Annotated in this window: 21 protein-coding genes and 1 pseudogene; 13 read left to right on the top strand and 9 right to left on the bottom strand. The window is 55.1% G+C overall.

All coding sequences use genetic code 11. The features are described 5' to 3' along the window. From mhpB to AC3ITF_RS17310, 9 genes and pseudogenes are all read left to right on the top strand, one after another. Entirely contained in the window at positions 1 to 945 is a 945-nt protein-coding gene (gene mhpB, locus AC3ITF_RS17350; RefSeq protein WP_096758138.1) for a 2,3-dihydroxyphenylpropionate/2,3-dihydroxicinnamic acid 1,2-dioxygenase, read from the top strand. A 28-nt stretch (positions 946 to 973) separates the two neighbouring features. Then, entirely contained in the window at positions 974 to 1,840 is an 867-nt protein-coding gene (gene mhpC, locus AC3ITF_RS17345) for a 2-hydroxy-6-oxonona-2,4-dienedioate hydrolase (RefSeq protein WP_096758137.1), read from the top strand. A 9-nt stretch (positions 1,841 to 1,849) separates the two neighbouring features. Next, positions 1,850 to 2,659: a 2-keto-4-pentenoate hydratase gene (mhpD, locus tag AC3ITF_RS17340; protein WP_115259290.1), complete on the top strand. Its 810-nt coding sequence runs from the start codon at positions 1,850 to 1,852 to the stop codon at positions 2,657 to 2,659. Then, complete coding sequence (gene mhpF / locus AC3ITF_RS17335; RefSeq protein WP_096758135.1) at positions 2,656 to 3,606, top strand: acetaldehyde dehydrogenase; 951 nt, start codon at positions 2,656 to 2,658, stop codon at positions 3,604 to 3,606. The genes mhpD and mhpF overlap by 4 nt, the downstream gene beginning before the upstream one ends. Next, positions 3,603 to 4,616, top strand: a complete 1,014-nt coding sequence (gene mhpE / locus AC3ITF_RS17330; RefSeq protein ID WP_096758134.1) for a 4-hydroxy-2-oxovalerate aldolase — start codon at positions 3,603 to 3,605, stop codon at positions 4,614 to 4,616. The genes mhpF and mhpE overlap by 4 nt, the downstream gene beginning before the upstream one ends. 68 nt (positions 4,617 to 4,684) lie before the next feature. Continuing rightward, a complete protein-coding gene (gene mhpT, locus AC3ITF_RS17325) occupies positions 4,685 to 5,899 on the top strand; it encodes a 3-(3-hydroxy-phenyl)propionate transporter MhpT (protein ID WP_181506158.1) in 1,215 nt (404 codons plus the stop codon). Positions 5,900 to 6,176: 277 nt separating this feature from the next. Then, positions 6,177 to 7,580, top strand: a complete 1,404-nt coding sequence (mmuP, locus tag AC3ITF_RS17320; RefSeq protein WP_117342092.1) for an S-methylmethionine permease — start codon at positions 6,177 to 6,179, stop codon at positions 7,578 to 7,580. Continuing rightward, positions 7,567 to 8,499, top strand: coding sequence for a homocysteine S-methyltransferase (gene mmuM / locus AC3ITF_RS17315; protein WP_115259286.1), 933 nt, complete (start codon positions 7,567 to 7,569; stop codon positions 8,497 to 8,499). The genes mmuP and mmuM overlap by 14 nt, the downstream gene beginning before the upstream one ends. Positions 8,500 to 8,534: 35 nt before the next feature. Then, positions 8,535 to 8,660 (top strand): annotated as a pseudogene (locus AC3ITF_RS17310) (hypothetical protein); the annotation flags it as partial. Between the two features lie 435 nt (positions 8,661 to 9,095). Here the strand turns inward: AC3ITF_RS17310 and AC3ITF_RS17305 are convergent. From AC3ITF_RS17305 to AC3ITF_RS17270, 8 genes are all read right to left on the bottom strand, one after another. After that, positions 9,096 to 10,562 carry a PAAR domain-containing protein gene (locus AC3ITF_RS17305; protein WP_489175878.1) on the bottom strand — a complete coding sequence of 489 codons (1,467 nt, stop codon included), beginning with the start codon at positions 10,560 to 10,562 and terminating at the stop codon, positions 9,096 to 9,098. A 7-nt stretch (positions 10,563 to 10,569) separates the two neighbouring features. Then, positions 10,570 to 11,292 (bottom strand): hypothetical protein, encoded by a 723-nt coding sequence (locus AC3ITF_RS17300; protein ID WP_489175877.1) that lies wholly within the window; start codon positions 11,290 to 11,292, stop codon positions 10,570 to 10,572. A gap of 202 nt (positions 11,293 to 11,494) precedes the next feature. After that, the gene (fbpC, locus tag AC3ITF_RS17295) at positions 11,495 to 12,541 is read right to left on the bottom strand and encodes a ferric ABC transporter ATP-binding protein (RefSeq protein ID WP_489175876.1); all 1,047 of its coding nucleotides are present in this window, start codon (positions 12,539 to 12,541) and stop codon (positions 11,495 to 11,497) included. An 11-nt stretch (positions 12,542 to 12,552) separates the two neighbouring features. Then, positions 12,553 to 14,631, bottom strand: coding sequence for an ABC transporter permease (locus tag AC3ITF_RS17290; protein ID WP_489175875.1), 2,079 nt, complete (start codon positions 14,629 to 14,631; stop codon positions 12,553 to 12,555). A 136-nt stretch (positions 14,632 to 14,767) separates the two neighbouring features. Beyond that, positions 14,768 to 15,799, bottom strand: a complete 1,032-nt coding sequence (locus AC3ITF_RS17285; protein ID WP_181219069.1) for an ABC transporter substrate-binding protein — start codon at positions 15,797 to 15,799, stop codon at positions 14,768 to 14,770. Continuing rightward, positions 15,796 to 17,100, bottom strand: a complete 1,305-nt coding sequence (gene uhpC, locus AC3ITF_RS17280) for an MFS transporter family glucose-6-phosphate receptor UhpC (protein WP_489175874.1) — start codon at positions 17,098 to 17,100, stop codon at positions 15,796 to 15,798. The genes AC3ITF_RS17285 and uhpC overlap by 4 nt, the downstream gene beginning before the upstream one ends. Before the next feature lie 85 nt (positions 17,101 to 17,185). Continuing rightward, entirely contained in the window at positions 17,186 to 18,727 is a 1,542-nt protein-coding gene (locus AC3ITF_RS17275; RefSeq protein ID WP_137400427.1) for an MASE1 domain-containing sensor histidine kinase, read from the bottom strand. After that, positions 18,727 to 19,356 (bottom strand): response regulator transcription factor, encoded by a 630-nt coding sequence (locus tag AC3ITF_RS17270; RefSeq protein WP_115259273.1) that lies wholly within the window; start codon positions 19,354 to 19,356, stop codon positions 18,727 to 18,729. The genes AC3ITF_RS17275 and AC3ITF_RS17270 overlap by 1 nt, the downstream gene beginning before the upstream one ends. Positions 19,357 to 19,691: 335 nt before the next feature. On the opposite strand from AC3ITF_RS17270, the gene tauA reads away from it, so the two are divergent. Genes tauA through tauD form a run of 4 tightly spaced genes read left to right on the top strand, consistent with a single transcriptional unit; the run spans position 19,692 to position 23,104 of the window. After that, positions 19,692 to 20,654: a taurine ABC transporter substrate-binding protein gene (tauA, locus tag AC3ITF_RS17265; RefSeq protein ID WP_181490518.1), complete on the top strand. Its 963-nt coding sequence runs from the start codon at positions 19,692 to 19,694 to the stop codon at positions 20,652 to 20,654. Between the two features lie 10 nt (positions 20,655 to 20,664). Further along, positions 20,665 to 21,432, top strand: coding sequence for a taurine ABC transporter ATP-binding subunit (gene tauB, locus AC3ITF_RS17260; protein WP_115259269.1), 768 nt, complete (start codon positions 20,665 to 20,667; stop codon positions 21,430 to 21,432). Next, positions 21,429 to 22,256 carry a taurine ABC transporter permease TauC gene (tauC, locus tag AC3ITF_RS17255; protein WP_115259267.1) on the top strand — a complete coding sequence of 276 codons (828 nt, stop codon included), beginning with the start codon at positions 21,429 to 21,431 and terminating at the stop codon, positions 22,254 to 22,256. Before tauB ends, tauC begins: the two co-directional genes overlap by 4 nt. After that, positions 22,253 to 23,104 (top strand): taurine dioxygenase, encoded by an 852-nt coding sequence (gene tauD / locus AC3ITF_RS17250; RefSeq protein ID WP_115259265.1) that lies wholly within the window; start codon positions 22,253 to 22,255, stop codon positions 23,102 to 23,104. The genes tauC and tauD overlap by 4 nt, the downstream gene beginning before the upstream one ends. Positions 23,105 to 23,185: 81 nt before the next feature. Here the strand turns inward: tauD and hemB are convergent, their stop codons facing one another. After that, positions 23,186 to 24,160, bottom strand: a complete 975-nt coding sequence (hemB, locus tag AC3ITF_RS17245; RefSeq protein ID WP_117342100.1) for a porphobilinogen synthase — start codon at positions 24,158 to 24,160, stop codon at positions 23,186 to 23,188. Between the last annotated feature and the right edge of the window lie 47 nt (positions 24,161 to 24,207).

Genomic DNA, 24,207 nt, shown 5'->3' with positions numbered 1-24,207 from the left:
ATGCACGCTTATCTTCACTGTCTTTCCCACTCGCCGCTGGTGGGCTATGTCGACCCGGCACAGGCCGTGCTCGACGAGGTCAACGGCGTGATCGCCAGCGCCCGTGCGCGCATTGCGGCGTTCGATCCCGAACTGGTGGTGCTGTTTGCCCCCGATCACTACAACGGTTTTTTCTACGATGTGATGCCGCCGTTTTGCTTAGGCATTGGCGCCACGGCGATCGGTGATTTTGGCAGCGCGGCGGGAGAACTGCCGGTGCCGGCGGATCTCGCGGAAGCCTGCGCCCACGCGGTGATGAAAAGCGGCATCGATCTTGCCGTGTCGTACAACATGCAGGTCGATCACGGCTTTGCTCAGCCGCTGGAGTTTTTGCTCGGCGGGCTGGATAAGGTCCCGGTATTGCCGGTGTTTATTAACGGCGTCGCTACGCCGCTGCCGGGCTTCCAGCGCACTCGCCTGCTCGGCGAGGCGATTGGTCGGTTCACCAGCTCACTGAATAAACGCGTGCTGTTTATAGGCTCCGGTGGGCTGTCGCACCAGCCGCCGGTGCCCGAGCTGGCGAAGGCCGACGCCCACATGCGCGACCGTCTGCTTGGCAGCGGTAAGCAGTTGCCAGAAAACGAACGCCAGCTACGCCAGCAGCGGGTGATCAGCGCCGCCGAAAAGTTTGTTGAAGATCAGAACACGCTGCACCCGCTCAACCCCGTCTGGGATAACCGCTTTATGACTCTGCTTGAGCAGGGGCGTCTGGCGGAACTGGACGGCGTCAGCAACGAAGAGCTGTCCGCGATGGCGGGCAAATCGACGCACGAAGTGAAAACCTGGGTTGCCGCCTTCGCCGCTATTTCTGCTTTTGGTCACTGGCGCAGCGAAGGCCGTTACTACCGTCCGATCCCGGAGTGGATCGCCGGATTTGGCTCGTTGAGCGCCGCCACACAGAACTGAAACAGAACTGAACATGCAGGAGAACATCATGACTTACCAACCGCAAACCGAAGCCGCCAGCAGCCGTTTTCTTGAGGTGCAGGAAGCTGGCGAAACCCTACGCGTACATGTCAATGACTGTGGGCAGGGCGAAGAGACCGTTGTGCTGCTGCACGGATCCGGCCCGGGCGCCACGGGCTGGGCCAACTTCAGCCGCAATATCGATCCGCTGGTTGAGGCCGGTTACCGGGTGATCCTGTTGGATTGCCCGGGCTGGGGGAAAAGCGATGGGATCGTTAACCGCGGGTCGCGATCAGATCTGAACGCCCGCATCCTGAAAAGTGTGGTCGATCAGCTGGATCTTCAGCAAGTCCACTTACTGGGCAACTCGATGGGCGGCCACAGCGCCGTGGCGTTCACCCTGAGCTGGCCGGAGCGCGTGGGCAAGCTGGTGCTGATGGGCGGTGGGACGGGCGGTATGAGCCTGTTTACGCCGATGCCAACTGAAGGCATCAAGCGCCTGAACCAGCTGTATCGCGAGCCGACCATCGAGAATCTGAAGTTGATGATGGACATCTTTGTGTTCGACACCAGCGACTTGACCGACGCGCTGTTTGAGGCACGACTCAATAACATGCTGTCGCGTCGCGATCACCTGGAAAACTTTGTCCAGAGCCTGGAAGCCAATCCAAAACAGTTCCCGGACTTTAGTCCGCGTCTGGCGGAGATCAAAGCCCAGACTCTGATTGTCTGGGGACGCAACGATCGCTTCGTACCGATGGACGCCGGGCTGCGCCTGCTCGCCGGAATTGCGGGTTCAGAGCTGCACATTTACCGCGACTGCGGGCACTGGGCGCAGTGGGAACATGCGGACGCCTTTAATCAGCTGGTGCTGAACTTCCTCGCGCGACCTTAAGGAACGGAAATGACGAATCGTAATCTTGAACAGTTAGCCGCTGATTTACGCCAGGCACAGGAGCAGGGTGTCGCGATTGCCCCGCTGCGCGAATTGATTGGTGTGGACAACGCCGAGGCGGCCTACGCCATTCAGCACATCAACGTGCAGCACGACGTGGCGCAGGGGCGTCGCGTGGTTGGGCGTAAGGTGGGGCTGACGCACCCGAAAGTCCAGCAGCAACTGGGGGTCAGTCAGCCCGACTTCGGCACGCTGTTTGCCGACATGTGTTACGGCGATAACGACACCATCCCGTTTGAGCGCGTGCTGCAACCGCGGATTGAAGCGGAGATTGCGCTGGTGCTGAACCGCGACCTGCCTGCGACCGACACCACGTTTGATGAGCTGGTTAACGCCATCGAGTGGGTGCTGCCCGCAATGGAAGTGGTCGGCAGCCGTATTCGCGACTGGTCGATTCAATTTGTTGATACCGTGGCGGATAACGCCTCCTGCGGCGTGTACGTGGTTGGCGGCCCGGCGCAGCGCCCGGCGGGGTTAGATCTGAAAAACTGCACGATGAAAATGACGCGTAATAACGAGGAGGTTTCCAGCGGGCGCGGTAGCGAATGTCTGGGGCATCCGATCAACGCCGCCGTTTGGCTGGCGCGCAAAATGGCCAGCCTCGGCGAGCCGCTACGTGCCGGAGACATCATTCTCACTGGGGCGTTAGGCCCGATGGTCGCGGTAAATGCGGGTGATCGTTTTGAGGCCCATATCGAGGGTATTGGTTCAGTCGCCGCCACGTTCTCTGCGGCGGTTACAAAAGGAAGTCAGTCATGAGTAAGCGTAAAGTTGCCATTATCGGCTCCGGTAATATCGGCACCGATTTGATGATTAAAATTCTGCGTCACGGCAAGCAGCTTGAGATGGCGGTGATGGTCGGTATCGACCCGGGATCCGACGGTCTGGCGCGCGCCAGACGCATGGGCGTCGCCACCACCCATGAAGGGGTAACGGGGCTGATGGCAATGCCGGAATTTGCCGATATCGACATCGTGTTTGACGCCACCAGCGCGGGTGCGCACGTGAAAAATGACGCCGCCTTACGCGCGGTTAAGCCGGGGATCCGCCTGATCGACCTGACGCCGGCGGCGATTGGCCCGTACTGCGTGCCGGTAGTGAATCTCGAGGCCAACGTGGATCGGCTGAACGTCAATATGGTGACCTGCGGCGGCCAGGCGACCATCCCGATGGTGGCGGCGGTGTCCCGCGTGGCGCGGGTGTATTACGCCGAGATTATCGCCTCTATTGCCAGTAAGTCCGCGGGGCCGGGCACGCGCGCCAATATTGATGAATTTACCGAAACCACCTCGAAGGCGATTGAAGTGGTGGGCGGTGCCGAGAAAGGCAAAGCGATTATTGTGCTCAACCCAGCGGAGCCGCCGCTGATGATGCGCGACACGGTGTATGTGCTGAGCGAAGAGGCTTCTCAGGCAGAAATTGAGGCGTCGATTAACCAAATGGCAGCGGCGGTACACGCGTACGTGCCGGGCTACCGCCTGAAACAGCGCGTGCAGTTTGAGGTCATCCCACAGGATAAACCGGTGAATCTGCCAGGTATTGGCCAGTTCTCTGGCCTGAAAACTGCGGTGTATCTGGAAGTGGAAGGTGCGGCGCACTACCTGCCAGCCTACGCGGGCAATCTCGATATTATGACCTCCAGCGCGCTGGCGACCGCTGAAAAGATGGCACAGTCACTCGCGCGTCAGGCAGGAGAAGCAGCATGAACGGTAAAAAACTCTATATCTCTGACGTGACCTTGCGTGACGGCATGCACGCTATTCGTCATCAATATTCGCTGGAAAACGTCCGCCAAATCGCTAAAGCACTGGACGATGCGCGTGTCGATTCCATTGAGGTGGCGCACGGCGACGGGTTACAGGGCTCCAGCTTTAACTACGGCTTTGGCGCGCACAGCGATCTGGAATGGATTGAAGCGGCGGCGGACGTGGTGGAGCACGCCAAAATCGCCACGCTGTTGCTGCCGGGTATCGGCACGATTCATGACCTGAAAAACGCATACCAGGCCGGTGCGCGGGTGGTGCGCGTGGCGACCCACTGCACCGAAGCGGACGTGTCGGCCCAGCATATTCAGTATGCGCGCGAGCTGGGTATGGACACCGTCGGCTTTCTGATGATGAGCCACATGACCACGCCGGAGAAACTGGCGCAGCAGGCGAAGCTGATGGAAAACTACGGTGCGACCTGTATTTATGTGGTCGATTCCGGCGGGGCAATGAACATGACGGACATTCGCGATCGCTTCCGCGCCCTGAAAGCGGTGCTGAAGCCGGAAACGGAAACCGGGATGCATGCCCACCACAACCTGAGCCTCGGTGTGGCGAACTCCCTGGCCGCAGTGGAAGAGGGTTGTGACCGTATTGATGCCAGTCTGGCGGGCATGGGCGCAGGGGCGGGCAATGCGCCGCTGGAGGTGTTTATCGCCGCTGCGGATAAGCTCGGCTGGCAGCACGGCACCGACCTTTACGCGCTGATGGATGCCGCCGACGATTTAGTCCGTCCGCTGCAGGACCGCCCGGTGCGGGTGGATCGCGAAACGCTGGCGCTGGGTTATGCCGGGGTCTATTCCAGCTTCCTGCGTCATTGCGAAGTGGCGGCGGCGCGCTATGGCCTGAGCGCGGTGGATATACTGGTTGAACTGGGCAAACGCCGAATGGTGGGCGGCCAGGAAGATATGATCGTCGACGTGGCGCTGGATCTGCGCAACAGCAAATAAAAATAATGACGCGGCTGGCAACGTATCAGCCGCGCTTCACCTGCATCGTGACCTCAGAGGTACACCTCATGACAACCCGTACCCCCGCATCCTCCTCCCGTCTGACGCTGACCGTCGGGCTGTGTTTTTTAGTCGCCCTGATGGAAGGGCTGGATTTACAGGCCGCCGGTATCGCTGCCGTCGGCATCGCCCAGGCTTTTGCGTTAGATAAAATGCAGATGGGCTGGATCTTCAGCGCCGGTATTCTGGGATTACTGCCCGGCGCGCTGGTGGGCGGTATGCTGGCTGACCGCTATGGGCGCAAGCGGATCCTTATTGGCTCCGTGGCGCTGTTTGGCCTGTTTTCGCTGGCGACGGCGATATCCTGGGATTTCTCGTCGCTGGTGTTTGCCCGCCTGATGACCGGTGTCGGGTTGGGGGCGGCGTTGCCGAACCTGATCGCGCTGACCTCCGAAGCCGCAGGCCCGCGCTTTCGCGGCACCGCGGTGAGCCTGATGTACTGCGGGGTGCCGATTGGCGCAGCGCTGGCGGCGGCGCTGGGTTTTAGCGGTGTGGCCTCCGCCTGGCAAACTGTGTTCTGGGTTGGTGGGGTGATCCCGCTGCTGCTGGTGCCGTTGCTGATGCGTTGGCTACCGGAATCACATGTGTATGCCCAGCAAACGCAGGCCGCCGCCGCACCGTTGCGTGCGCTGTTTGCCCCTGCCACCGCGACCGCCACGTTGCTGCTGTGGCTGTGTTATTTCTTCACCCTGTTGGTGGTGTATATGCTGATCAACTGGCTGCCGATGCTGCTGGTTGAACAGGGCTTTCGTCCCTCACAGGCGGCGGGCGTGATGTTTGCCCTGCAAATCGGCGCGGCCAGCGGGACGTTAATCCTCGGTGCATTGATGGATAAACTGCGCCCGGTGGTGATGTCGCTACTGATTTACACCGGGATGCTGGCTTCACTGCTGGCGCTCGGTACGGTGTCGTCATTGAGCGGTATGCTGGTGGCCGGATTTGTCGCAGGGATGTTTGCCACCGGCGGCCAAAGCGTGCTGTATGCGCTGGCTCCGCTGTTTTACAGCACCCCCATCCGCGCCACCGGCGTAGGCACCGCGGTGGCCGTTGGGCGCCTAGGGGCGATGAGTGGTCCACTGTTGGCGGGGAAAATGCTGGCGCTGGGCACTGGAACGGTAGGCGTGATGGCGGCCTCCGCACCGGGTATTTTGCTGGCCGGGCTGGCGGTGTTTGTGCTGATGAGCCGTAAATCACAGATACAGGTTCAAGCCAGCGGCTCCTGACCGTGCGCTCATCCGGACGTATGAGGTGTGACGCGCGGTTCCTACTTTCGGGGGAACGTCATTGGACGTCTCCGTTGCCAGAGTTGAATAAACCCTGATAGCGGAGGCGTTATGGCCTGGCGACCTTTTTTGTATCTTATTGTTAATCCTCGTCCTATGTTGAGCGCCCGGCGCGGGCATCTGCGTCTGGTGCAGGGCTAACTTTGCATTGTGTTTACAAACGCGGTATAACAAACCTTCTTTGGATGTTTAGATGTCCATACGTTTAGAAGGTCATATGCAAACAACACAACAAAATGCGCCACTGAAGCGCACAATGAAAACGCGTCACCTGATTATGCTCTCTTTAGGTGGCGTGATTGGCACAGGGTTATTCTTTAATACCGGGTACATCATCTCCACCACCGGGGCGGCGGGGACGCTGCTGGCCTATTTGATTGGCGCGCTGGTGGTCTGGCTAGTGATGCAATGTCTGGGTGAACTGTCGGTGGCGATGCCGGAAACCGGCGCGTTTCACGTTTATGCCGCGCGCTATCTCGGCCCGGCGACGGGTTACACCGTAGCCTGGCTCTACTGGCTGACCTGGACCGTGGCGCTTGGCTCCAGCTTTACCGCCGCCGGTTTCTGCATGCAGTATTGGTTCCCACAGGTGCCGGTGTGGATCTGGTGCGTGGTTTTCTGCGTCGTTATCTTTGGCCTGAACGTCATTTCTACGCGCTTTTTTGCCGAAGGGGAATTCTGGTTCTCACTGGTAAAAGTCATCACCATCATCGCCTTTATTATCCTCGGCGGGGCGGCCATTTTTGGCTTTATCCCGATGCAGGATGGTTCACCCGCGCCGGGGTTGAGCAATCTCACCGCAGAAGGCTGGTTTCCACATGGCGGCCTACCGATCCTGATGACCATGGTGGCGGTGAACTTTGCTTTCTCGGGAACCGAGCTTATCGGCATCGCGGCGGGCGAAACGGAAAACCCACGCAAGGTGATTCCGGTGGCGATTCGTACCACTATCGCACGACTGATTATTTTCTTTATTGGCACCGTGTTTGTGCTGGCGGCATTGATCCCGATGCAGCAGGCGGGAGTGGAGAAAAGCCCGTTTGTGCTGGTGTTTGAGAAGGTGGGGATTCCATATGCGGCGGATATTTTTAACGTCGTGATCCTGACGGCCATTCTTTCGGCTGCGAATTCAGGACTGTATGCTTCCGGGCGCATGCTGTGGTCGCTGTCGAATGAACGTACGCTGCCCGCCTGTTTTGCGCGGGTAACCAAAAACGGCGTGCCGCTGACAGCCATATCGGTCAGCATGCTCGGCGGCGTGCTGGCGCTGTTTTCCAGCGTGATCGCCCCGGATACGGTATTTGTGGCGCTGTCGGCGATCTCCGGGTTTGCGGTGGTGGCGGTGTGGCTGAGCATCTGCGCTTCGCATTTTGTTTTTCGCCGCCGTCACTTACAGCAAGGAAAGGCTGTGAGTGAATTGCATTATCGTGCGCCGTGGTATCCGCTGGTTCCCGTATTGGGGTTTGTGCTGTGCCTGGTGGCCTGTGTCGGCCTGGCCTTCGATCCCGCGCAGAGAATTGCGTTGTGGTGCGGGTTACCGTTTGTGGCGTTGTGCTATGGTGCTTATTTCCTTACTCAACCCCGTAAAGTAAAACAGGAGCCACACCATGTCGCAGAATAATCCGTTACGTACCCTTCTTGAGAAACAGGATTTCCTGTTGCTGGATGGTGCGATGGCGACGGAACTGGAGGCGCGCGGCTGTAACCTGGCCGATAGCCTGTGGTCAGCGAAAGTGCTGGTAGAAAACCCGCAGCTTATCCGCGAAGTCCATCTAGATTACTACCGGGCGGGTGCTCAATGTGCGATCACCGCCAGCTATCAGGCCACGCCGGCAGGTTTTGCCGCCCGAGGTCTGGATGAGGCGCAGTCGAAGGCGCTGATTGGCAAAAGCGTAGAGCTGGCGCGTAAAGCGCGCGAGGCGTATCTGGCGGAAAACCCGCAGGCGGGTACATTGCTGGTGGCCGGGTCTGTGGGACCGTATGGCGCGTATCTGGCGGATGGCTCGGAATACCGTGGCGATTACGTGCGCAGCAAAGACGAGTTTCAGGGGTTTCACCGACCGCGCGTTGAAGCGCTGCTGGACGCCGGAGCTGACCTGTTAGCCTGCGAAACGCTGCCGAATTTTACTGAGATTAAGGCGCTGGCTGAACTGCTGGCGGAATACCCGCGTGCGCGTGCGTGGTTCTCGTTTACCCTACGTGACAGCGAACACCTGAGCGACGGCACGCCGCTGCGCGAAGTGGTGGCGTTACTGGCAAACTACCCGCAGGTGCTGGCTATTGGTATCAACTGCATTGCGCTGGAAAACACTACCGAGGCGTTGCAGCATTTACACGGCTTAACGGCGCTGCCGCTGGTGGTCTATCCCAACTCCGGCGAGCATTACGATGCGCAGAGCAAAACCTGGCACACTCACGGTGAAGCGTGTAAAACGCTGGCGGATTATTTACCCCAGTGGCGTGCGGCGGGCGCCCGGTTGATTGGCGGGTGCTGTCGCACCACGCCTGCGGATATTGCTGCGCTAAAAGCGCAAAGCTGAGAGTTTATCGGGCCTACAGTGAATGATGTGGCGATATGGCTATTGTGATTTTAGGTAACAGGCCACACTCGCCAGCAGCCGATGCTAAAGTGAATCCAAATGTTTTTGTGAGTGGGTTATTACCTGCTGCTACTTACGACCGGATTGTTGACCAAATATAGGGTGCATTGAAATAAAATTAAATAAAGGGACTCCAATGGAGTCCCTTTATTTAGAAAATGATAAAAAAACCGATCATTATTGGAATGCAAATCAATAATGACAATGATTCAATTCTAAATCCTAGTGTTAATTTTTTTGGAAGATTTCTTATTAGATTATACCCTTCTATGCTTATACCATAATGTAAATGCTTATGGTATTTAAAGTTTAAGCTTCTAGTTATAAAACTAACTTTCGTATTATATAAATATGGAGTAGAAAAAACACTTGCATCTTTGCATAACTTTGTTGAAAGCGGTAGAGGGCCTATCTCTTTTTCGTATATTTCAACTATTTTTTTGTATGCTTTTTTATTGTAAAAATAACACATCATGAATATTAAAAAATCAAATGCAAACGAAAGGCAAATTAAGATTTTTATAACTTCATCATTTTCAATGAAAAATATTTTCATATATAATATGATCTCCTACATAATTACCTAATTTTTCACCAGCGTCCTCGCCATATTTTTCTGCAATCTTACCTGACGCAATAGTAACACCAACCCCTGTAGCAAAACACAGTGCAGCACCGACCCCTCCAGCTTCTATAGTAGAAAGCCCTAATACCCACGTACAAACCACATTTGCTGCACGTCCAGCCGCCAGACCAGTAAGCATACTACTAGCCTGTTTGAATCCAAATTTACTATATTCAGTAATAGCGGCTTTTTTGCATGCACTTTCACGGCCTTTTGCACAGGCATCATAAATATTTGATGTATATCCAGCGAAATCTAAACCTATGCCAACAAAACCAACGGTTTTCATCAGTTTAACTAATTTTGCCGAATTTTCAATATATGTAGCATAGCCCTCTATATTATCCACTCCAGTTTTATCCCATTTATGCATAATTGAGCTTGTTGATAAACCTAAAGCTTTTTTAATACTATTATATTCTTTCAGATTAAGATGGGTTTTGGAGAATTTATTTAAGATAACATTTAATTTTTTAAACAGTCTTGCTCGTTGACCAAAAAATTCCTCCCCCGATATGATTCCTTTGTTATGGGTGTACGTATCTTTATATAACTCCTGAATTTCAATTAATATTTGTTTTATTTCTTCGTAATAACTTTTACCTATCTCACTAATATATCCAAAACTATCTCCAGCATTTCCTAAATAATTACCGAAAAGTTGATATGAAAATGCATCCACGGCTCCTCTGTTATCATGCAATAACTTTGCATCCTGCAAGGTAAGTGGGGCCAGAGATTTATCAATTCGATCTCGTGCTTTTTGTAATGCTTCAATCTGTTGCTGATCTTGTTTTTCAGGATCAACAACAATCAGAATTGAACCAGGTTGTTTTTTCATATCAGGGTTCAGTTTGTGATATAGCTCTCTCGTACCATCGGGGGGATTAACAAAAATATACGGTTCATATGTTGATGGTTTAGCCTCATAGGGCAATACACAAAATCCCGCATCTACAGGCTCACGAGGCGGTTTATCCTCTTCAGCTTCAGTCGGACAATATGGCCCATGTGCCATCGTGAGCGGTTTTGGTACGTTCTGCGGCGTTACAGAGACCACTCTGTTTGTGACTGGTTTAGGTGTGGAGAGAACTTCACTCTCATAGAAATAACTGACATTTGAAATTGAGCTAATAAATCGGCATTTGCAAGGGCATGTGCCAACGCTATGTGCTGTTCCGGCAGCCTGAACACCATGTATAAAATAACCTGGTTGCCCTCCTGCTATGTGGTAGAGTTTTTTATCTTTACCACATATATAGCTATCGCCATGTCGTGCCGTTGGCTGTCCGTCGAGTATATGATTAGTACAACCTGTTAAAATAGTGCCACCGCAGGTTGTTTTATCTCCGACCCTTAAAAAATAGGCAATTCCCATACAATTCTCATTTTAATAAAGTTAAACTTTCCGGATTGCAAAAAAACCAGTCATTTTTCCATGTTGCCATATAAACACAATCTTCGATTTTATTTGATTCTTTGAATTGCATATTATTATAAGCGATTAGACTTTGTTCTTTTAAATAGTCATTATGATAATTACATTGCGATTGAGTATGACTTAGAAAATCATGGAATCTTTTCTTCCACATTTGATGAAATCTATCTGTAACTTTTTCAGGTATTTTTAGGGTAGGGAGTCTTTCATTTTCATTGAAACTGCTAAAAGTATATTTGACGGGGATTGTAACTTGAGATAAATGATAACCATGATATATAACATTGCATTGTTTATCAGCCCAAAACCCCGCACTCAACAGCAGATAATAATCATCGCTATTTTTTATTATTTTATTATTCTTTATCATTTCCTCAATATTAAAATCATCCAGTGCATATACGCTCCACTTTTCATTGAATTTTTTCTCTAAGTAAGTGGAGTAAATTGATGCTTCCATCTTTGAATAAAAAATTAGAATGCCTTCTATACTTCGATCGTACCTCCTCCACAATGGCTCTAACATTTCTTCTTTTTTATGCGTTGTTTTGTTGTATATTCCACTGACACGGCCCAATACCCATAATTCGTGCTCGCTTATATATTGGGTGTGCTGATTTTCTTCCTGCTGAAAATACATTTTTGGATCTCTCTCATCCGTTGAAAGCATGATGACATACTATTTCCTCTGTGAAAGTTGTGCGGCTGATCGCATAAGCAATAAAAAAGCCTGAATCCAATTCAGGATGATTCAGGCTTGAAATAATTAAGTTCATATGCATTCACTTAATAAATATTTTATAAAGATTTTTCCTTCTCTATAATCAAATTAATTTTATCTGGTCCGTTGTTTGATCGTAGCCCGGCACAAATTATGCCGCATCCGCCAGGACAAACATGCCGTACGGGTGGATTTCGAGGTAATACTGCTCGCCAGCGTTTGGCTGTAAGCGCGTGGCGTTGACCTGCAATAGAATTTCCTGCCCGTGCCACTCTACCGTGACCTCATACTGCGGCCCCATATAGGCGACGTGCTGGATCACACAGCGCTGGCTCTCCTCGCCGCGATCGCTGAGCGTAATTGCCTCCGGACGCACGCCAACCGTACCTTCTCCCTGGGTGGCGAAATGCAGCGGCCTTGGCAGGCGATAACCGTAAATATCGACAAACGCCTCGCTGAACGCGGCCGGGAACAGGTTGGCATCGCCCATAAAGCTCGCCATAAAGCGCGAGGCGGGCTGGCGGTACAGATCCTGCGGTGAGCCGATCTGCATGATATGTCCCTTGTTCATCACCAGTACGGTGTCGGACACCGCGAAGGCTTCGCTCTGATCGTGGGTCACGTACAGCGAGGTAATATCAAACTGCTTTTGCAGTTCGCGGATCTTGTCACGCATGCTGCGTCGCAGGTTGGCGTCGAGGTTACTCAGCGGTTCATCAAATAACAGCACCTTCGGTTTGAGGATCAGCGCCCGGGCCAGCGCCACGCGCTGCTGTTGCCCGCCGGAGATCTGATCGACATAGCGGTCTTCGAATCCTTCCAGATCCACCATCGCCAGCGCCTCTTTCACCCGCGCTTTCAGTTCGCTGCGCGATACGCCGAGCATCTTCAGGCCGTAGCCGACGTTTTCACCCAACGACATATGTGGGAACAAGGCGTAAGACTGAAACACCATGCAGATATCGCGCTGCTGGATGGAACGATGGGTAACGTCTTCGCCATCAATATAAATCTGCCCTTCGCTCGGTTTTTCCAGTCCGGCAACCAGGCGCAAAATGGTGGTTTTGCCGCAGCCTGAAGGGCCAAGCAGCGTCACCATTTGCCCTTGTGGGATGGTGAGATTGATGTTGTCGATAACCGTGTTGCTGCCAAAACGTTTGGTGACGTTGCGCAGTTCAACGAAATTTTTCTGAGTCATAGTGCGCTCCATTACGCCGGGTTTTTGGCTTTTGAACGGGAGGTACGTGATTCACCGATCAGCCAGTCAAAGATGAAAATAATCGCCAGCATCACCACGATCAGGATCGAACCGTAGGCAATGGCCACGCCGTATTCACCGTCTTCCACGCGGTTCAGAATGTAAGCCGTCGCCACGCGGGTATCCGGCGTGACAAGGAACACAATGGCGCTGACGGTGGTAATGGCGCGCACAAAGCTGTAGATCAGCGCCGAGAGGATCGCCGGACGCAGCAGCGGCAGCAGAATATGCGTAATGGTGCGCAGGGAACCGGCGCGCAGGCTGAGCGAGGCTTCATCCAGCGATTTATCGATTTGCCCTAAGCCCGCAATGCCTGCACGAATGCCGACCGGCACGTTACGCATCACCATTGAGATAATGACGATGGCCGCCGTCCCGGTGAGGTACACCGGGGCGCTGTTAAAGGCCAGAATATACGAGACACCCGCCACGGTGCCGGGAACGGCAAAGCACAGCATGGTGGTGAACTCGATAGTCTTTTTGCCTTTAAACTGCTGGCGCACCACGATCCACGCGATCAGTAACCCGAAGGCGGCGGTGATCGGCGCGGCAATCCCGGCGTACAGCAGGGTGTCGAGCAGGGAAGGCCATGCTCCGTCGCTCATTCCCTGGCCGAACAGCTTGATAAAGTTATCCAGCGTCAGGGTGTAATCCACGCCCCAGTTGACGGTGAAGCTGCCGTAGAAAATGCTGCCGTAGAGCAGGGCGTTAAAGGCGATCCATACCGCCAGAATGGCGACTACGCTCCACACCAGCGTTACCGGCAGCGGCTGCACGTCGCCACGGTATGATTTACCGGAAACGGTGACGTACGAGCGTTTGCCGATCCACATGTACTGCACGCAGAACACCAGCAGGGAGAACAGCAGCAGGAACGCGCCGAGCGTGCTGGCGGCCTGGTAATCGAGCTGTGAACCGGTGATGTAGAAGTAGATTTGTGTCGCCAGCACGTCAAAGTTACCGCCGAGTACCAGCGGGTTACTGAAGTCAGCCAGCGACTGCACAATGACAATCAAAAAGGCGTTTGCCAGCGCCGGTTTTAGCAGCGGGACAAACACGCCGTTAAAGGTCTGCCAGCGGCTGGCGCGCAGGGTGTACGACGCTTCTTCCAGCGACGGATGAATGGTCTTGATCGCCCCATCAAGGATCATAAACGCCATCGGGGTGAAGGCCAGCACCTGCGCCAGCCAGATGCCGGTAAACCCGTACAGCCAGTTGGTGTTGGTTAAGCCAAACCAGTCCACCATTAATTCGGTAATGTAACCGGAGCGGCCCATCATTAAGGTGACGCCAAGGCCGACGACAAACGGCGGCGTCACGATCGGCAGGATCGAGAAAATGCGGCCAATAATGGCGCTGCGTCTGGCAATACGAGTGGTGTAAATCGCCAGCACCAGACCGAAGAAGGTACAGCCGACGCCGACGGCGATCGACAGCATAATGGAGTTGAGGATCACCTGAATGATATGCGCCTGCGACAGCACATTCATAAACGCCAGCGGGGCAAACTCTCCGGCGTCGTTGGTGAACATGGGAATGAAAATCGCGATGCTAGGCCAGACGATAAAAATCCCGATCAGCGCGACAATGGCGGTGAGCGATCCGATAACGAAACGGTCGCCACCCAGCCATTCGAGGCGGGTGAGCGCCAGCGTCATAATCGCGCCCAGCGCGACAAACAGTACGATGGTGGCATAGCCTAGGCCGCGTCCTTCAAGGGTGGCGCTGGCGACAATAAAGGCCATACAGAATAGCGACCAGCTCGCGTCGAGAGTGTGGCGGCTGCGCTGCTCGCGTTTGGCTTCCTGGAACGGACGTACCAGCAGCAGGCTCGGTAGCAGATACCACAACCAGCTAATATTGAAATGTGACCAGCTGTAGGCGGCGAGTATTTCCTCGCGCGTGGACTCCAGCAGTCCATAGTCCAGGCTCCAGCTTGGCAGCAGGGCAAACGCCAGCCAGCCGAGTAAAACCCAAAGGAATATCGCATCCCGTTTTTTCACGGGATGGAGTGCAAGTGTCTGTGACATAGCGGTTCCGGTGTTCAATCCTGATGTAGGCCGGATAAGCTTGTGCGCCATCCGGCATTCAGGGTGACGATCATTGCCGGATGCGGCGTTGCCTTATCCGGCCTACGTAACCTTATCCGAAGAAGGTCATCATGTTTTATTTGCCCATCTTCACTTCGCTAACCCACTTATTGATCAACGCTTTACGAACATCGGTAGAACCATATTTATCCATGTCGTAATTGATAAGCTTCAGGTCGTCGAGCTTCAGGGAGTTCGGTGACGTCTCGGCGGTGGTGTTGGTCAGGATCTGATAGGATTTGCCTTTCTTCCATGCCAGTTCCTGGGCATCTTTTGACAGTACCCAGTCAACGAACAGTTTGGCGTTGTCGAGGTTACGCGCGCCTTTCAGGATGCTGACGCCGCCAATTTCATAGCCGGTGCCTTCGCACGGCGAAATCAGCTCCAGCGGGGCGCCTTGTTCTTTTTCCAGCGAGTAGTCGTGCAGGAAGCCAATGCCGATCGCCGTTTCGCCACGGGCAGCGTTACGTGCCGGGGCAATACCAGACTTGGTGTACTGAGAAACGTTGGCATTGAGTTGCTTCAGGTAATCAAAGGCCTGATCTTCCCCCCACAGTTGGGCGAAGGTTGCCAGCGCGGTGTAGGCGGTGCCGGAGCTTTGCGGGTCGGCAATCTGGATTTCGCCTTTGTATTCCGGTTTAGTCAGATCTTTCCAGCATTTTGGCACCGGTAGGTTTTTCTCTTTCAGGCGCTGGGTATTGACGCCAAAGCCCAGAATACCGACGTAAACGGCGGAGGAGAGGTTACCTTTCACTTTCGCCGGATCGCGGAATTTCTCCATGATCTCGTCAAGTTTCGGTGATTTATATGGCTGCAGCAGGCCCATCTCTCCGGCCTGAGACTGCGGATCCAACGTTCCACCGTACCAGACATCCGCCTGCGGGTTTTTCTTCTCGGCATCCACTTTCGCCAGCGTACTGCCGGAGCCGTTGCGAATAAATGAGGTCTTCACATCATATTTTTCACCGAAGGCTTTGGTTTCGGTTTCGCACATTTCGTTGGTGGCGCTGCAGTAGACCACCAGACGACCTTCAGCCTGGGCAACGCTGCTTAACGCCGCCAGCGCGAGGGTGGAAGCAATCAGGGTAGAGGTAAGCGTCATTTTCATTGTTTTATCCTTTGACTGAGAGAAGGGGTAATGCCTGCAATAAGCAGCGGCATCAGCAATAAACCCATAACGACAGCGGCAACCGAGAGCAAACTGAACATTCCCGACCAGCCATAACGTTCAATGACAAGCGACAACGGCCAACCCGCCAGCGCGGCCCCGAGATAGGCAAACAGCCCGAGAAAACCGGTGATCGAACCTGCGGCTGCTTTGTGTCCGCATTCGACGGCGGCCAGGCCAATCAACATCTGTGGGCCAAAAACAAAGAAGCCCACGCTAAAGAAACAGGCCGCCAGCAGCGCATAGTGGTGAACCGGTGCCAGCCATAGGGCGGCGACAGAGACCATCAGCCCGAGCGTGAACAGCAAGATCATCGGCGCGCGCTGACCGCTGAACAGCACATCTGATCCCCATCCGGCAAACAGCGCGCCGAGCAAGCCACCGACTTCAAACAGCATCACCGTGGCGTTGGCGCTGAGCAGATTCACGCCGTGGCTTTCGGTCAGCCAGATGTTGCCCCAGTCGTTAAGCGCGATGCGGATCACATAGACCAGCACATATGACACGCCCAGCAGCCAGATCATCGGATTTTTCAGCATGGTGGTGCGTAACATTTGCCACAGCCCCATCGGCGGGCTTTGCTGCTGCTGGCGCAGTTCCAGCGGGTCCTGCCGCCATTCTCCAACCGTCGGTAATCCCTCTTCCTGGGGCGTGCCTTTCAGTTGCAGGGTGAGCCAGATCCCTAATGCCATGCTGATTATCCCCGGTGTCAGCATCGCTGCCTGCCAGCCCCACCAGTGGGCGGCGAAGGCGCTAATCAGCGGAATGATGGCTCCGCCGATGTTGATAGACATATTCCAGCAGCCCCACCAGAAACCGCGTTCGTTACGCGAATACCAGTGAGTCAGCAGGCGGGCGCAGGGGGGCCAGCCCCAGCCCTGGAAAAACCCGTTGAGCGTCCACACCACCAGCAGCAGCGTCAGTGATTCGCCAAAGGCGAACACCACGTTTAAGACGCCGGTGGCAAACAGGCCGATGCTCATAAACGCCCGCTGCCCGTGGCTGTCATGCCATAATCCGGCGGTGAACTTTGACAGGCCGTAGGTCAGATAAAACAGCGAACCCAGCAGGCCAATATCACTTTTATCCAGCCCCAGATCCGTTTGCAGCGCCGGGAGCACGTAGTTGACGCTTTTGCGCGTCAGGTAGAACGCGGCGTAGCCAATGACCATGCACATCAGTAGCCGGGGACGTAGCGCCCGGTAGCGTTGATCTGTTTCGCGTGATGCGCGTGCGTGCATGGCGGTCTCCATTTGTGCTGACTATAGGAAAGTGAAAGCAAAAGGGGATGAGAGAAAGTCCAGAGTGACTAAGACTTTTTCCTGGTTAATGATGGGTTTGTTGCAAATTTGTGGGCAGGTTAACAATTACCCGCGTACCGTTGTGCGACTCAAGCGTTAGCTCGCCACCCAGTGCGCTTACCCGTTCACGCATTCCCTGAATACCGAAACCGGGGATTTTTTCTGGCAGAATGCCCACGCCGTTGTCCTCAACGTGCAGAACCAGGCTGTGCTCCTGTTGGCGGAGCGTAATCGACACCTCGCTGGCGTCGGCATGTTTACAAACGTTATTGAGTAACTCCTGCAACAGGCGGTACAGCGTAAAGCGGACCGTTTCATTGTCTGGCGTATTTTCCAGCCGATAGTCAAACCGGCAGCGGATGCCCCGTTCGGCAAAGGCAAACTCATTCACCAGATGATGGAGCGCGTCTTGAAAGGACAGTTCATCGAGCGCGGGAGGACGCAGCTGGCGCAGCAACTGGCGGGTGGAGTGATGAATGCGCCGGGCAAGGTCATTGATCTGATTCGCTGCGTCCAGCGTTTGCTGTGGATCCTGTGCTCGCTTGACCAGCTGAGAGTGGATTTGAATGGCGGTAATGTTTTGCCCAATTTCGTCGTGCAGCTCCCGCGCCAGACTCTTGCGCGTATTTTCTTCGCTGCGGATCAGTTGCTCAGTTAACGCCCGTCGTGCCGTCAGCTCGGCTTCCAGACGCTGGCGATAGTGGTGCAGGTTCTGCGCCAGATGCTGCTGGCGGCTGATAGCGATACCCAGGCCAATACCCAACAACGCCTGGGTAGCGAGAAAAATTTCCAGTTCCAGTAAATTGCTGAACCCCACACCGATTTGCCGGGCGATGGTGATCATCATGCTGCCAAGCAACCCGGATAATACGCCGCCCTGCCAGCCAAACTTCCATGCCATCACCACGTTGGGCAGAAACACTACGATCAGCAGCAGGCGCTCAATGTCTGGTGACAGCACCATCTGAGTGCCGATGCCGATAATAAAAAACAGACTGCACCAAATGATAAGCGAGGTGCGCAGCGGCGGATTACGGGTGTCCAGGCCGAGCAAATGATAGCGGTGCTGCTGGCGCAGAAATTCGTAAATCAAATAAACAAATGGCGTCAACAGCACGCCGCCGGTAAACGACGCCAGGCCAATTAACATCGCCGGGCTTTCGATAAAGGGCGACAGGAGGGCGGTATTGAGCAATGCGGTGACGGTGACGGCGGCCAGTAGCAGCGTTAAGCGCTGCCAGTAGAGTGGGAAGCGGTGCCAGTAAGACTGGCCGATACTGGCCGGGATCAGGCTAATTAACGGTGCGGCCAGCAGAATATAACCATTTAATAATTGTTCGCTGTGTAGCCAGAACAGCATTAGCACCGGTGGTAGTACCAGCGCGGGCCAGTAGCGGCGTGACAGCAGGATCAAGAGTGCGAGATAGACGCCGTGCGGCAGAAATAGCGTTGCCTGCTGACCGTTTTGGGTCAGGTAAAATCCCAGCGTCCACAGCATCAGCCAGCCTGAGCCCCAGGCCAGCAGGATAAACAGGGAGATCACCCAATGGCGAGCCGAGCGCGACATCAGTGCCCCGTCAGTAGCTGATGGTCGAGCGCAAAATGCACCAGGTCAATAGTGCTGTGGCATTGCAGTTTACCCAGCACGTTGGCGCGGTGGACGTGGACCGTTTTGTGGCTGAGGTCGAGTTTGAAGGCGATCTCTTTCACGCTGTCGCCTTTGACCAGCAGATCAAACACTTCGCGCTCGCGTGGGGTGAGGACTTCCAGCACCTGGGCGGGTTGTTCGCCGCCGCGTAGCGCCCGCAATGCGTCAGCGCACAGGTAATGCCCACCCATGCCCACTGAACGTACCGCCTGTACCAGTTCCTCAGGCCCGCAGCGTTTGGTCAGATAGCCGCTGGCACCGGCATCCAGCGCGCTTTGCACAAACGTCGGCGCGTCATAAATGCTGAGAATTATGGCGCGAAAGTTGGGTTTCTGCGCCCGCAGCCGTTTTAACAGGCTCAGACCATTTTCATCCGGCATAGCGATGTCCATCACCGCCACGCTGACGTCATCGCGCAGTAACGCAGGCCAGGCATCTGCCGCGCTGCTGTATTGACCGATGACGTTCAGGTCATCTTCAAGACTGAGTAATTGCGCAAAGCCGGAACGCACCACCACATGGTCATCCACCAGCACAACATGGATCATTTTCTTGCTCTCTTGTCTGACAATGGCGTCTATGATGCCTGCCCGCATTACGCTGGCAATCACCGGGATGCTGTTATGTAACGAATGTAACAAAATCGCAATAATTTGCAGGTGTTGTAGGCCGGATAAGGCGCTTGCGCCGCCATCCGGCAACAGTGCCTGATGGCGCTGCGCTTATCAGGCCTACGAATTCCATCTGTCATGAGCGAAATAGCTAACTATTGCCGCTTTTTTTCTAAAAACGCTTTGTTCTTAGCCAGAATTTTTAATTCCTTTATCAAAGTGTGCCGTAACGAAATACTGCCCCACATAACAAGACAGGGGAGCAGACAATCATGGCTATATCATCGCGTAATACACTCCTTGCCGTACTGGCAGTGGTTGCATTTCAGGCGCAGGCGGTGAACGTCACCGTCGCGTATCAGACCTCCGCTGAACCGGCCAAAGTGGCGCAGGCGGATAACACATTTGCTAAAGAGAGCGGGGCCACCGTTGACTGGCGTAAGTTCGACAGCGGGGCGAGCATCGTCCGGGCGCTGGCGTCTGGCGACGTACAAATTGGCAATCTTGGCTCCAGCCCGTTGGCGGTTGCGGCCAGCCAACAGGTACCGATTGAGGTGTTCCTGCTGGCGTCCAAACTCGGTAACTCCGAGGCGCTGGTGGTGAAGAAAAGCATCAACAAACCTGAGGATTTGATCGGTAAACGTATTGCCGTGCCGTTTATCTCCACCACCCATTACAGCCTGCTGGCCGCGTTAAAACACTGGGGCATCAAGCCCGGTCAGGTGGAGATTGTGAACCTGCAGCCGCCAGCGATTATTGCCGCCTGGCAGCGCGGGGATATTGACGGCGCCTACGTCTGGGCACCGGCGGTGAACGCGCTGGAAAAAGACGGCAAGGTGTTAACCGACTCGGAAAAAGTAGGTGAGTGGGGCGCGCCGACGCTGGACGTGTGGGTCGTGCGCAAAGATTTTGCCGAGCAGCATCCTGAGGTGGTGAAGGCCTTTGCCAAAAGCGCGATTGATGCCCAACAGCCCTATATTACTAATCCCGATGAATGGCTAAAGCAGCCGGACAACATCAGCAAGCTGTCGCGCTTAAGCGGCGTGCCGGAAGCGGATATTCCGGGACTGGTAAAAGGTAACACCTACCTGACACCGCAGCAGCAAACCGCCGAGCTGACCGGACCGGTGAATAAAGCGATTATCGACACTGCGCAGTTCCTCAAAGAGCAGGGCAAAGTGCCCGCTGTGGCGACGGATTACAGCCAGTACGTTACCGATCGCTTCGTGCAATAAGGGGGCGCTGATGCTGCAAATCTCTCATCTTGCCGCCCGCTATGACGGAAAGCCGGTGCTGGACGACATCAACCTGACGCTCGACGGCGGTGAACTGCTGGTGGTGCTCGGGCCTTCCGGCTGCGGCAAAACCACGCTGCTGAATCTGATTGCCGGGTTTGTGCCGTATCAGCACGGCAGCATCGTGCTGGCGGGTAAAAAAGTGACAGGCCCGGGGGCCGAGCGCGGCGTGGTGTTCCAGAACGAAGGCTTGCTGCCGTGGCGTAACGTGCAGGATAACGTCGGATTAGGCCTGCAACTGGCCGGTGTAGAGAAGTCACAGCGTCAACGCATCGCGCAGGATATGCTGAAGAAGGTTGGGCTGGAAGGCGCGGAAAAGCGCTTTATCTGGCAGCTTTCCGGTGGTCAGCGTCAGCGCGTCGGCATTGCCCGGGCGCTGGCGGCAAATCCGCAACTGTTGCTGTTGGATGAACCCTTTGGCGCGCTGGATGCTTTTACCCGCGAGCAGATGCAAACCCTGCTGTTGACGCTGTGGCAGGAGACCGGCAAACAGGTGCTGCTGATTACCCACGATATCGAAGAGGCGGTGTTTATGGCGACCGAACTGGTGCTGTTGTCTCCGGGACCGGGCCGGGTGCTGGAACGCTTACCGCTAAATTTCGCCCGCCGCTTTGTGGCCGGGGAGCCGAGTCGCAGCATTAAATCCGATCCGCAGTTTATTGCCATGCGTGAATACGTGCTAGGCCGCGTTTTCGCGCAACGGGAGGCGTTCTCATGAGCGTGGTGATTAACGATAAACTCCGTCCGCGTGCGTTGCGCTGGCGCTGGCCGCTTTCACGTCAGATGACGTTAAGTGTTGGCACATTGGGCGTGCTTCTGGTGGTGTGGTGGGCAGTGGCGGCACTGCAATTCATCAGCCCGCTGTTTTTACCGCCGCCGGGGCAGGTACTGCAAAAACTTATCGTCATTGCCGGACCTCAGGGCTTTATGGATGCCACGCTGTGGCAGCATCTGGCCGCCAGCCTGACGCGTATCGTCATTGCTCTGCTGGCCGCGGTGCTGCTCGGCGTGCCGGTGGGGATCGCGATGGGGCTGAGTCCGACGGTGCGCGGGATCGTCGATCCGATCATCGAACTGTATCGTCCGGTGCCGCCGCTGGCCTATTTGCCACTGATGGTTATTTGGTTTGGCATCGGCGAAACCTCGAAGATCCTGCTGATCTATCTGGCGATTTTTGCCCCTGTGGCGATGTCTGCGCTGGCGGGCGTCAAAAGTGTGCAGCAGGTGCGGGTGCGGGCCGCTCAGTCGCTGGGGGCCAGCCGCGCACAGGTATTGTGGTTTGTAATTTTACCGGGTGCTTTGCCGGAAATTCTTACCGGGCTGCGGATTGGACTGGGTGTGGGGTGGTCGACATTAGTGGCGGCGGAGCTGATTGCCGCGACGCGAGGTCTGGGGTTTATGGTGCAGTCAGCCGGTGAGTTTTTGGCAACGGATGTGGTGCTGGCGGGAATTATGGTGATTGCCGTGATCGCCTTTATTTTAGAATTGGGTTTGCGTGCGCTTCAGCGCCGTCTGACGCCCTGGCATGGAGAAGTACAATGAGTGAACGTCTGAGCATTTTCCCGCTGGGGCCCTATATAGGTGCGCAGGTCACCGGGGCGGATTTGACGCGACCGCTGAGCGATAACCAGTTTGAACAGTTGTACCACGCGGTACTTCGTCATCAGGTGGTGTTCCTGCGCGAGCAGGCGATCACACCACAGCAGCAGCGGGCGCTGGCGTTGCGTTTTGGCGACTTGCATATCCATCCGGTTTACCCGCATGCGCAGGGCGTTGAGGAGATCATCGTCCTCGATACTCACAACGACAATCCGCCGGATAACGACAACTGGCACACCGATGTAACCTTTATTGAGACGCCACCTGCCGGGGCGATTCTGGCGGCAAAAGAGCTGCCATCAACAGGTGGCGATACGCTGTGGACCAGCGGCATTGCCGCTTTTGAAGCGCTTTCAGAACCTTTTCGCCAATTGCTGAGCGGCCTGCGGGCCGAACATGATTTCCGTAAATCGTTTCAGGAGTTCAAATACCGTAATACCGAAGAAGAGCATCAGCGTTGGCTGGAGGCGGTGGCAAAGCACCCACCGTTGCTGCATCCGGTAGTGCGAACGCATCCGGTGAGCGGCAAACAGGCGCTGTTTGTGAATGAAGGGTTCACGACACGAATTGTCGATGTGACGGAAAAAGAGAGTGAGGCGCTGCTCGGATTTCTGTTTGCCCACACCACCAAACCGGAGTTTCAGGTACGCTGGCGCTGGCAGCCTGACGATGTGGCGATTTGGGATAACCGCGTGACGCAGCATTATGCCAATGCAGACTACCTGCCGCAGCGGCGCATTATGCACCGGGCGACGATTCTCGGAGACAAGCCTTACTATCGTGCGAGCTAACGTGCCCGATGGCGCTTTGCCCACCGGGCCCCGGCGTGCAGCCCGGACAGGGCGAAGCCGCCATCCGGCAACACTGCGTCATTAACGCAGAATTTTTTTCTCAGCCAGATCCAGGGCAAAGTAACTGAAGATCAGATCCGCGCCTGCGCGTTTGATCGAGCCTAAACTTTCCAGCACGACCTTCTCTTCATCTATTGCCCCTGCCAGGGCCGCGAATTTGATCATCGCGTATTCGCCGCTGACCTGGTAGGCGCCAATCGGCAGTTCGGTACGTTCGCGAATATCACGCAGAATATCCAGGTATGCACCGGCCGGTTTCACCATCAGGCAGTCTGCACCCTGGGCTTCGTCCAGCAGTGATTCGCGAATGGCTTCACGACGGTTCATCGGGTTCATCTGGTAGGTTTTACGATCGCCTTTCAGCGCGGTGCCCGCGGCTTCGCGGAATGGACCGTAGAAGGAGGAGGCGAACTTGGTGGAGTAGGACATGATCGCGGTATCAGTGAAGCCCGCGGCGTCCAGCGCCTGGCGAATAGCCTGCACCTGACCGTCCATGGCGGCGGACGGTGCGATAAAGTCGGCGCCCGCCGCGGCGGCAACCACTGCCTGTTTACCGAGGTTCGCGAGGGTTAAATCGTTATCTACGCCGTGGTCACACAATACGCCGCAGTGACCGTGCGAGGTATATTCGCAGAAGCAGGTGTCGGACATGACGATCATCTCCGGCACGGTTTGCTTGCAAATGCGTGACATGCGCGCCACCAGTCCGTCTTCTTTCCAGGCATCGCTGCCGGTGTCATCGGTATGGTGGGAAATACCAAAGGTCATCACCGAGCGGATACCGGCGTTGGCAATGCGTTCGATTTCGCGTGCCAGATGTTTCTCTGGAATGCGCATCACGCCGGGCATGGCCTCGATGGCTTTGTAATCGTCGAGTTCTTCTTCAACAAAGATCGGCAACACCAGGTCATTTAAGCTGAGTGTTGTCTCTTCAAACATGGCGCGCAGCGCAGGGGATTTGCGCAGGCGGCGAGGGCGTTGGATTAGGTCTGTCATGGTATGCCTGATGTTTGTGGAATCGAAGGCCGTAGTATACCTCAACC

Source organism: Citrobacter sp. KH_055_1 (assembly GCF_057838705.1).
The sequence above is the reverse complement of the archived record's forward strand: the minus strand, read 5'-3'. Positions and strand labels throughout refer to the sequence as shown.

Excerpts from the sequence above, each read along its gene's own strand:
- mhpB (WP_096758138.1), top strand. The coding sequence starts at position 1 with ATGCACGCTTATCTTCACTGTCTTTCCCACTCGCCGCTGGTGGGCTAT.
- mhpC (WP_096758137.1), top strand. The coding sequence starts at position 974 with ATGACTTACCAACCGCAAACCGAAGCCGCCAGCAGCCGTTTTCTTGAG.
- mhpD (WP_115259290.1), top strand. The coding sequence starts at position 1,850 with ATGACGAATCGTAATCTTGAACAGTTAGCCGCTGATTTACGCCAGGCA.
- mhpF (WP_096758135.1), top strand. The coding sequence starts at position 2,656 with ATGAGTAAGCGTAAAGTTGCCATTATCGGCTCCGGTAATATCGGCACC.
- mhpE (WP_096758134.1), top strand. The coding sequence starts at position 3,603 with ATGAACGGTAAAAAACTCTATATCTCTGACGTGACCTTGCGTGACGGC.
- mhpT (WP_181506158.1), top strand. The coding sequence starts at position 4,685 with ATGACAACCCGTACCCCCGCATCCTCCTCCCGTCTGACGCTGACCGTC.
- mmuP (WP_117342092.1), top strand. The coding sequence starts at position 6,177 with ATGCAAACAACACAACAAAATGCGCCACTGAAGCGCACAATGAAAACG.
- mmuM (WP_115259286.1), top strand. The coding sequence starts at position 7,567 with ATGTCGCAGAATAATCCGTTACGTACCCTTCTTGAGAAACAGGATTTC.
- AC3ITF_RS17305 (WP_489175878.1), bottom strand. The coding sequence starts at position 10,562 with ATGGGAATTGCCTATTTTTTAAGGGTCGGAGATAAAACAACCTGCGGT.
- AC3ITF_RS17300 (WP_489175877.1), bottom strand. The coding sequence starts at position 11,292 with ATGCTTTCAACGGATGAGAGAGATCCAAAAATGTATTTTCAGCAGGAA.
- fbpC (WP_489175876.1), bottom strand. The coding sequence starts at position 12,541 with ATGACTCAGAAAAATTTCGTTGAACTGCGCAACGTCACCAAACGTTTT.
- AC3ITF_RS17290 (WP_489175875.1), bottom strand. The coding sequence starts at position 14,631 with ATGTCACAGACACTTGCACTCCATCCCGTGAAAAAACGGGATGCGATA.
- AC3ITF_RS17285 (WP_181219069.1), bottom strand. The coding sequence starts at position 15,799 with ATGAAAATGACGCTTACCTCTACCCTGATTGCTTCCACCCTCGCGCTG.
- uhpC (WP_489175874.1), bottom strand. The coding sequence starts at position 17,100 with ATGCACGCACGCGCATCACGCGAAACAGATCAACGCTACCGGGCGCTA.
- AC3ITF_RS17275 (WP_137400427.1), bottom strand. The coding sequence starts at position 18,727 with ATGTCGCGCTCGGCTCGCCATTGGGTGATCTCCCTGTTTATCCTGCTG.
- AC3ITF_RS17270 (WP_115259273.1), bottom strand. The coding sequence starts at position 19,356 with ATGATCCATGTTGTGCTGGTGGATGACCATGTGGTGGTGCGTTCCGGC.
- tauA (WP_181490518.1), top strand. The coding sequence starts at position 19,692 with ATGGCTATATCATCGCGTAATACACTCCTTGCCGTACTGGCAGTGGTT.
- tauB (WP_115259269.1), top strand. The coding sequence starts at position 20,665 with ATGCTGCAAATCTCTCATCTTGCCGCCCGCTATGACGGAAAGCCGGTG.
- tauC (WP_115259267.1), top strand. The coding sequence starts at position 21,429 with ATGAGCGTGGTGATTAACGATAAACTCCGTCCGCGTGCGTTGCGCTGG.
- tauD (WP_115259265.1), top strand. The coding sequence starts at position 22,253 with ATGAGTGAACGTCTGAGCATTTTCCCGCTGGGGCCCTATATAGGTGCG.
- hemB (WP_117342100.1), bottom strand. The coding sequence starts at position 24,160 with ATGACAGACCTAATCCAACGCCCTCGCCGCCTGCGCAAATCCCCTGCG.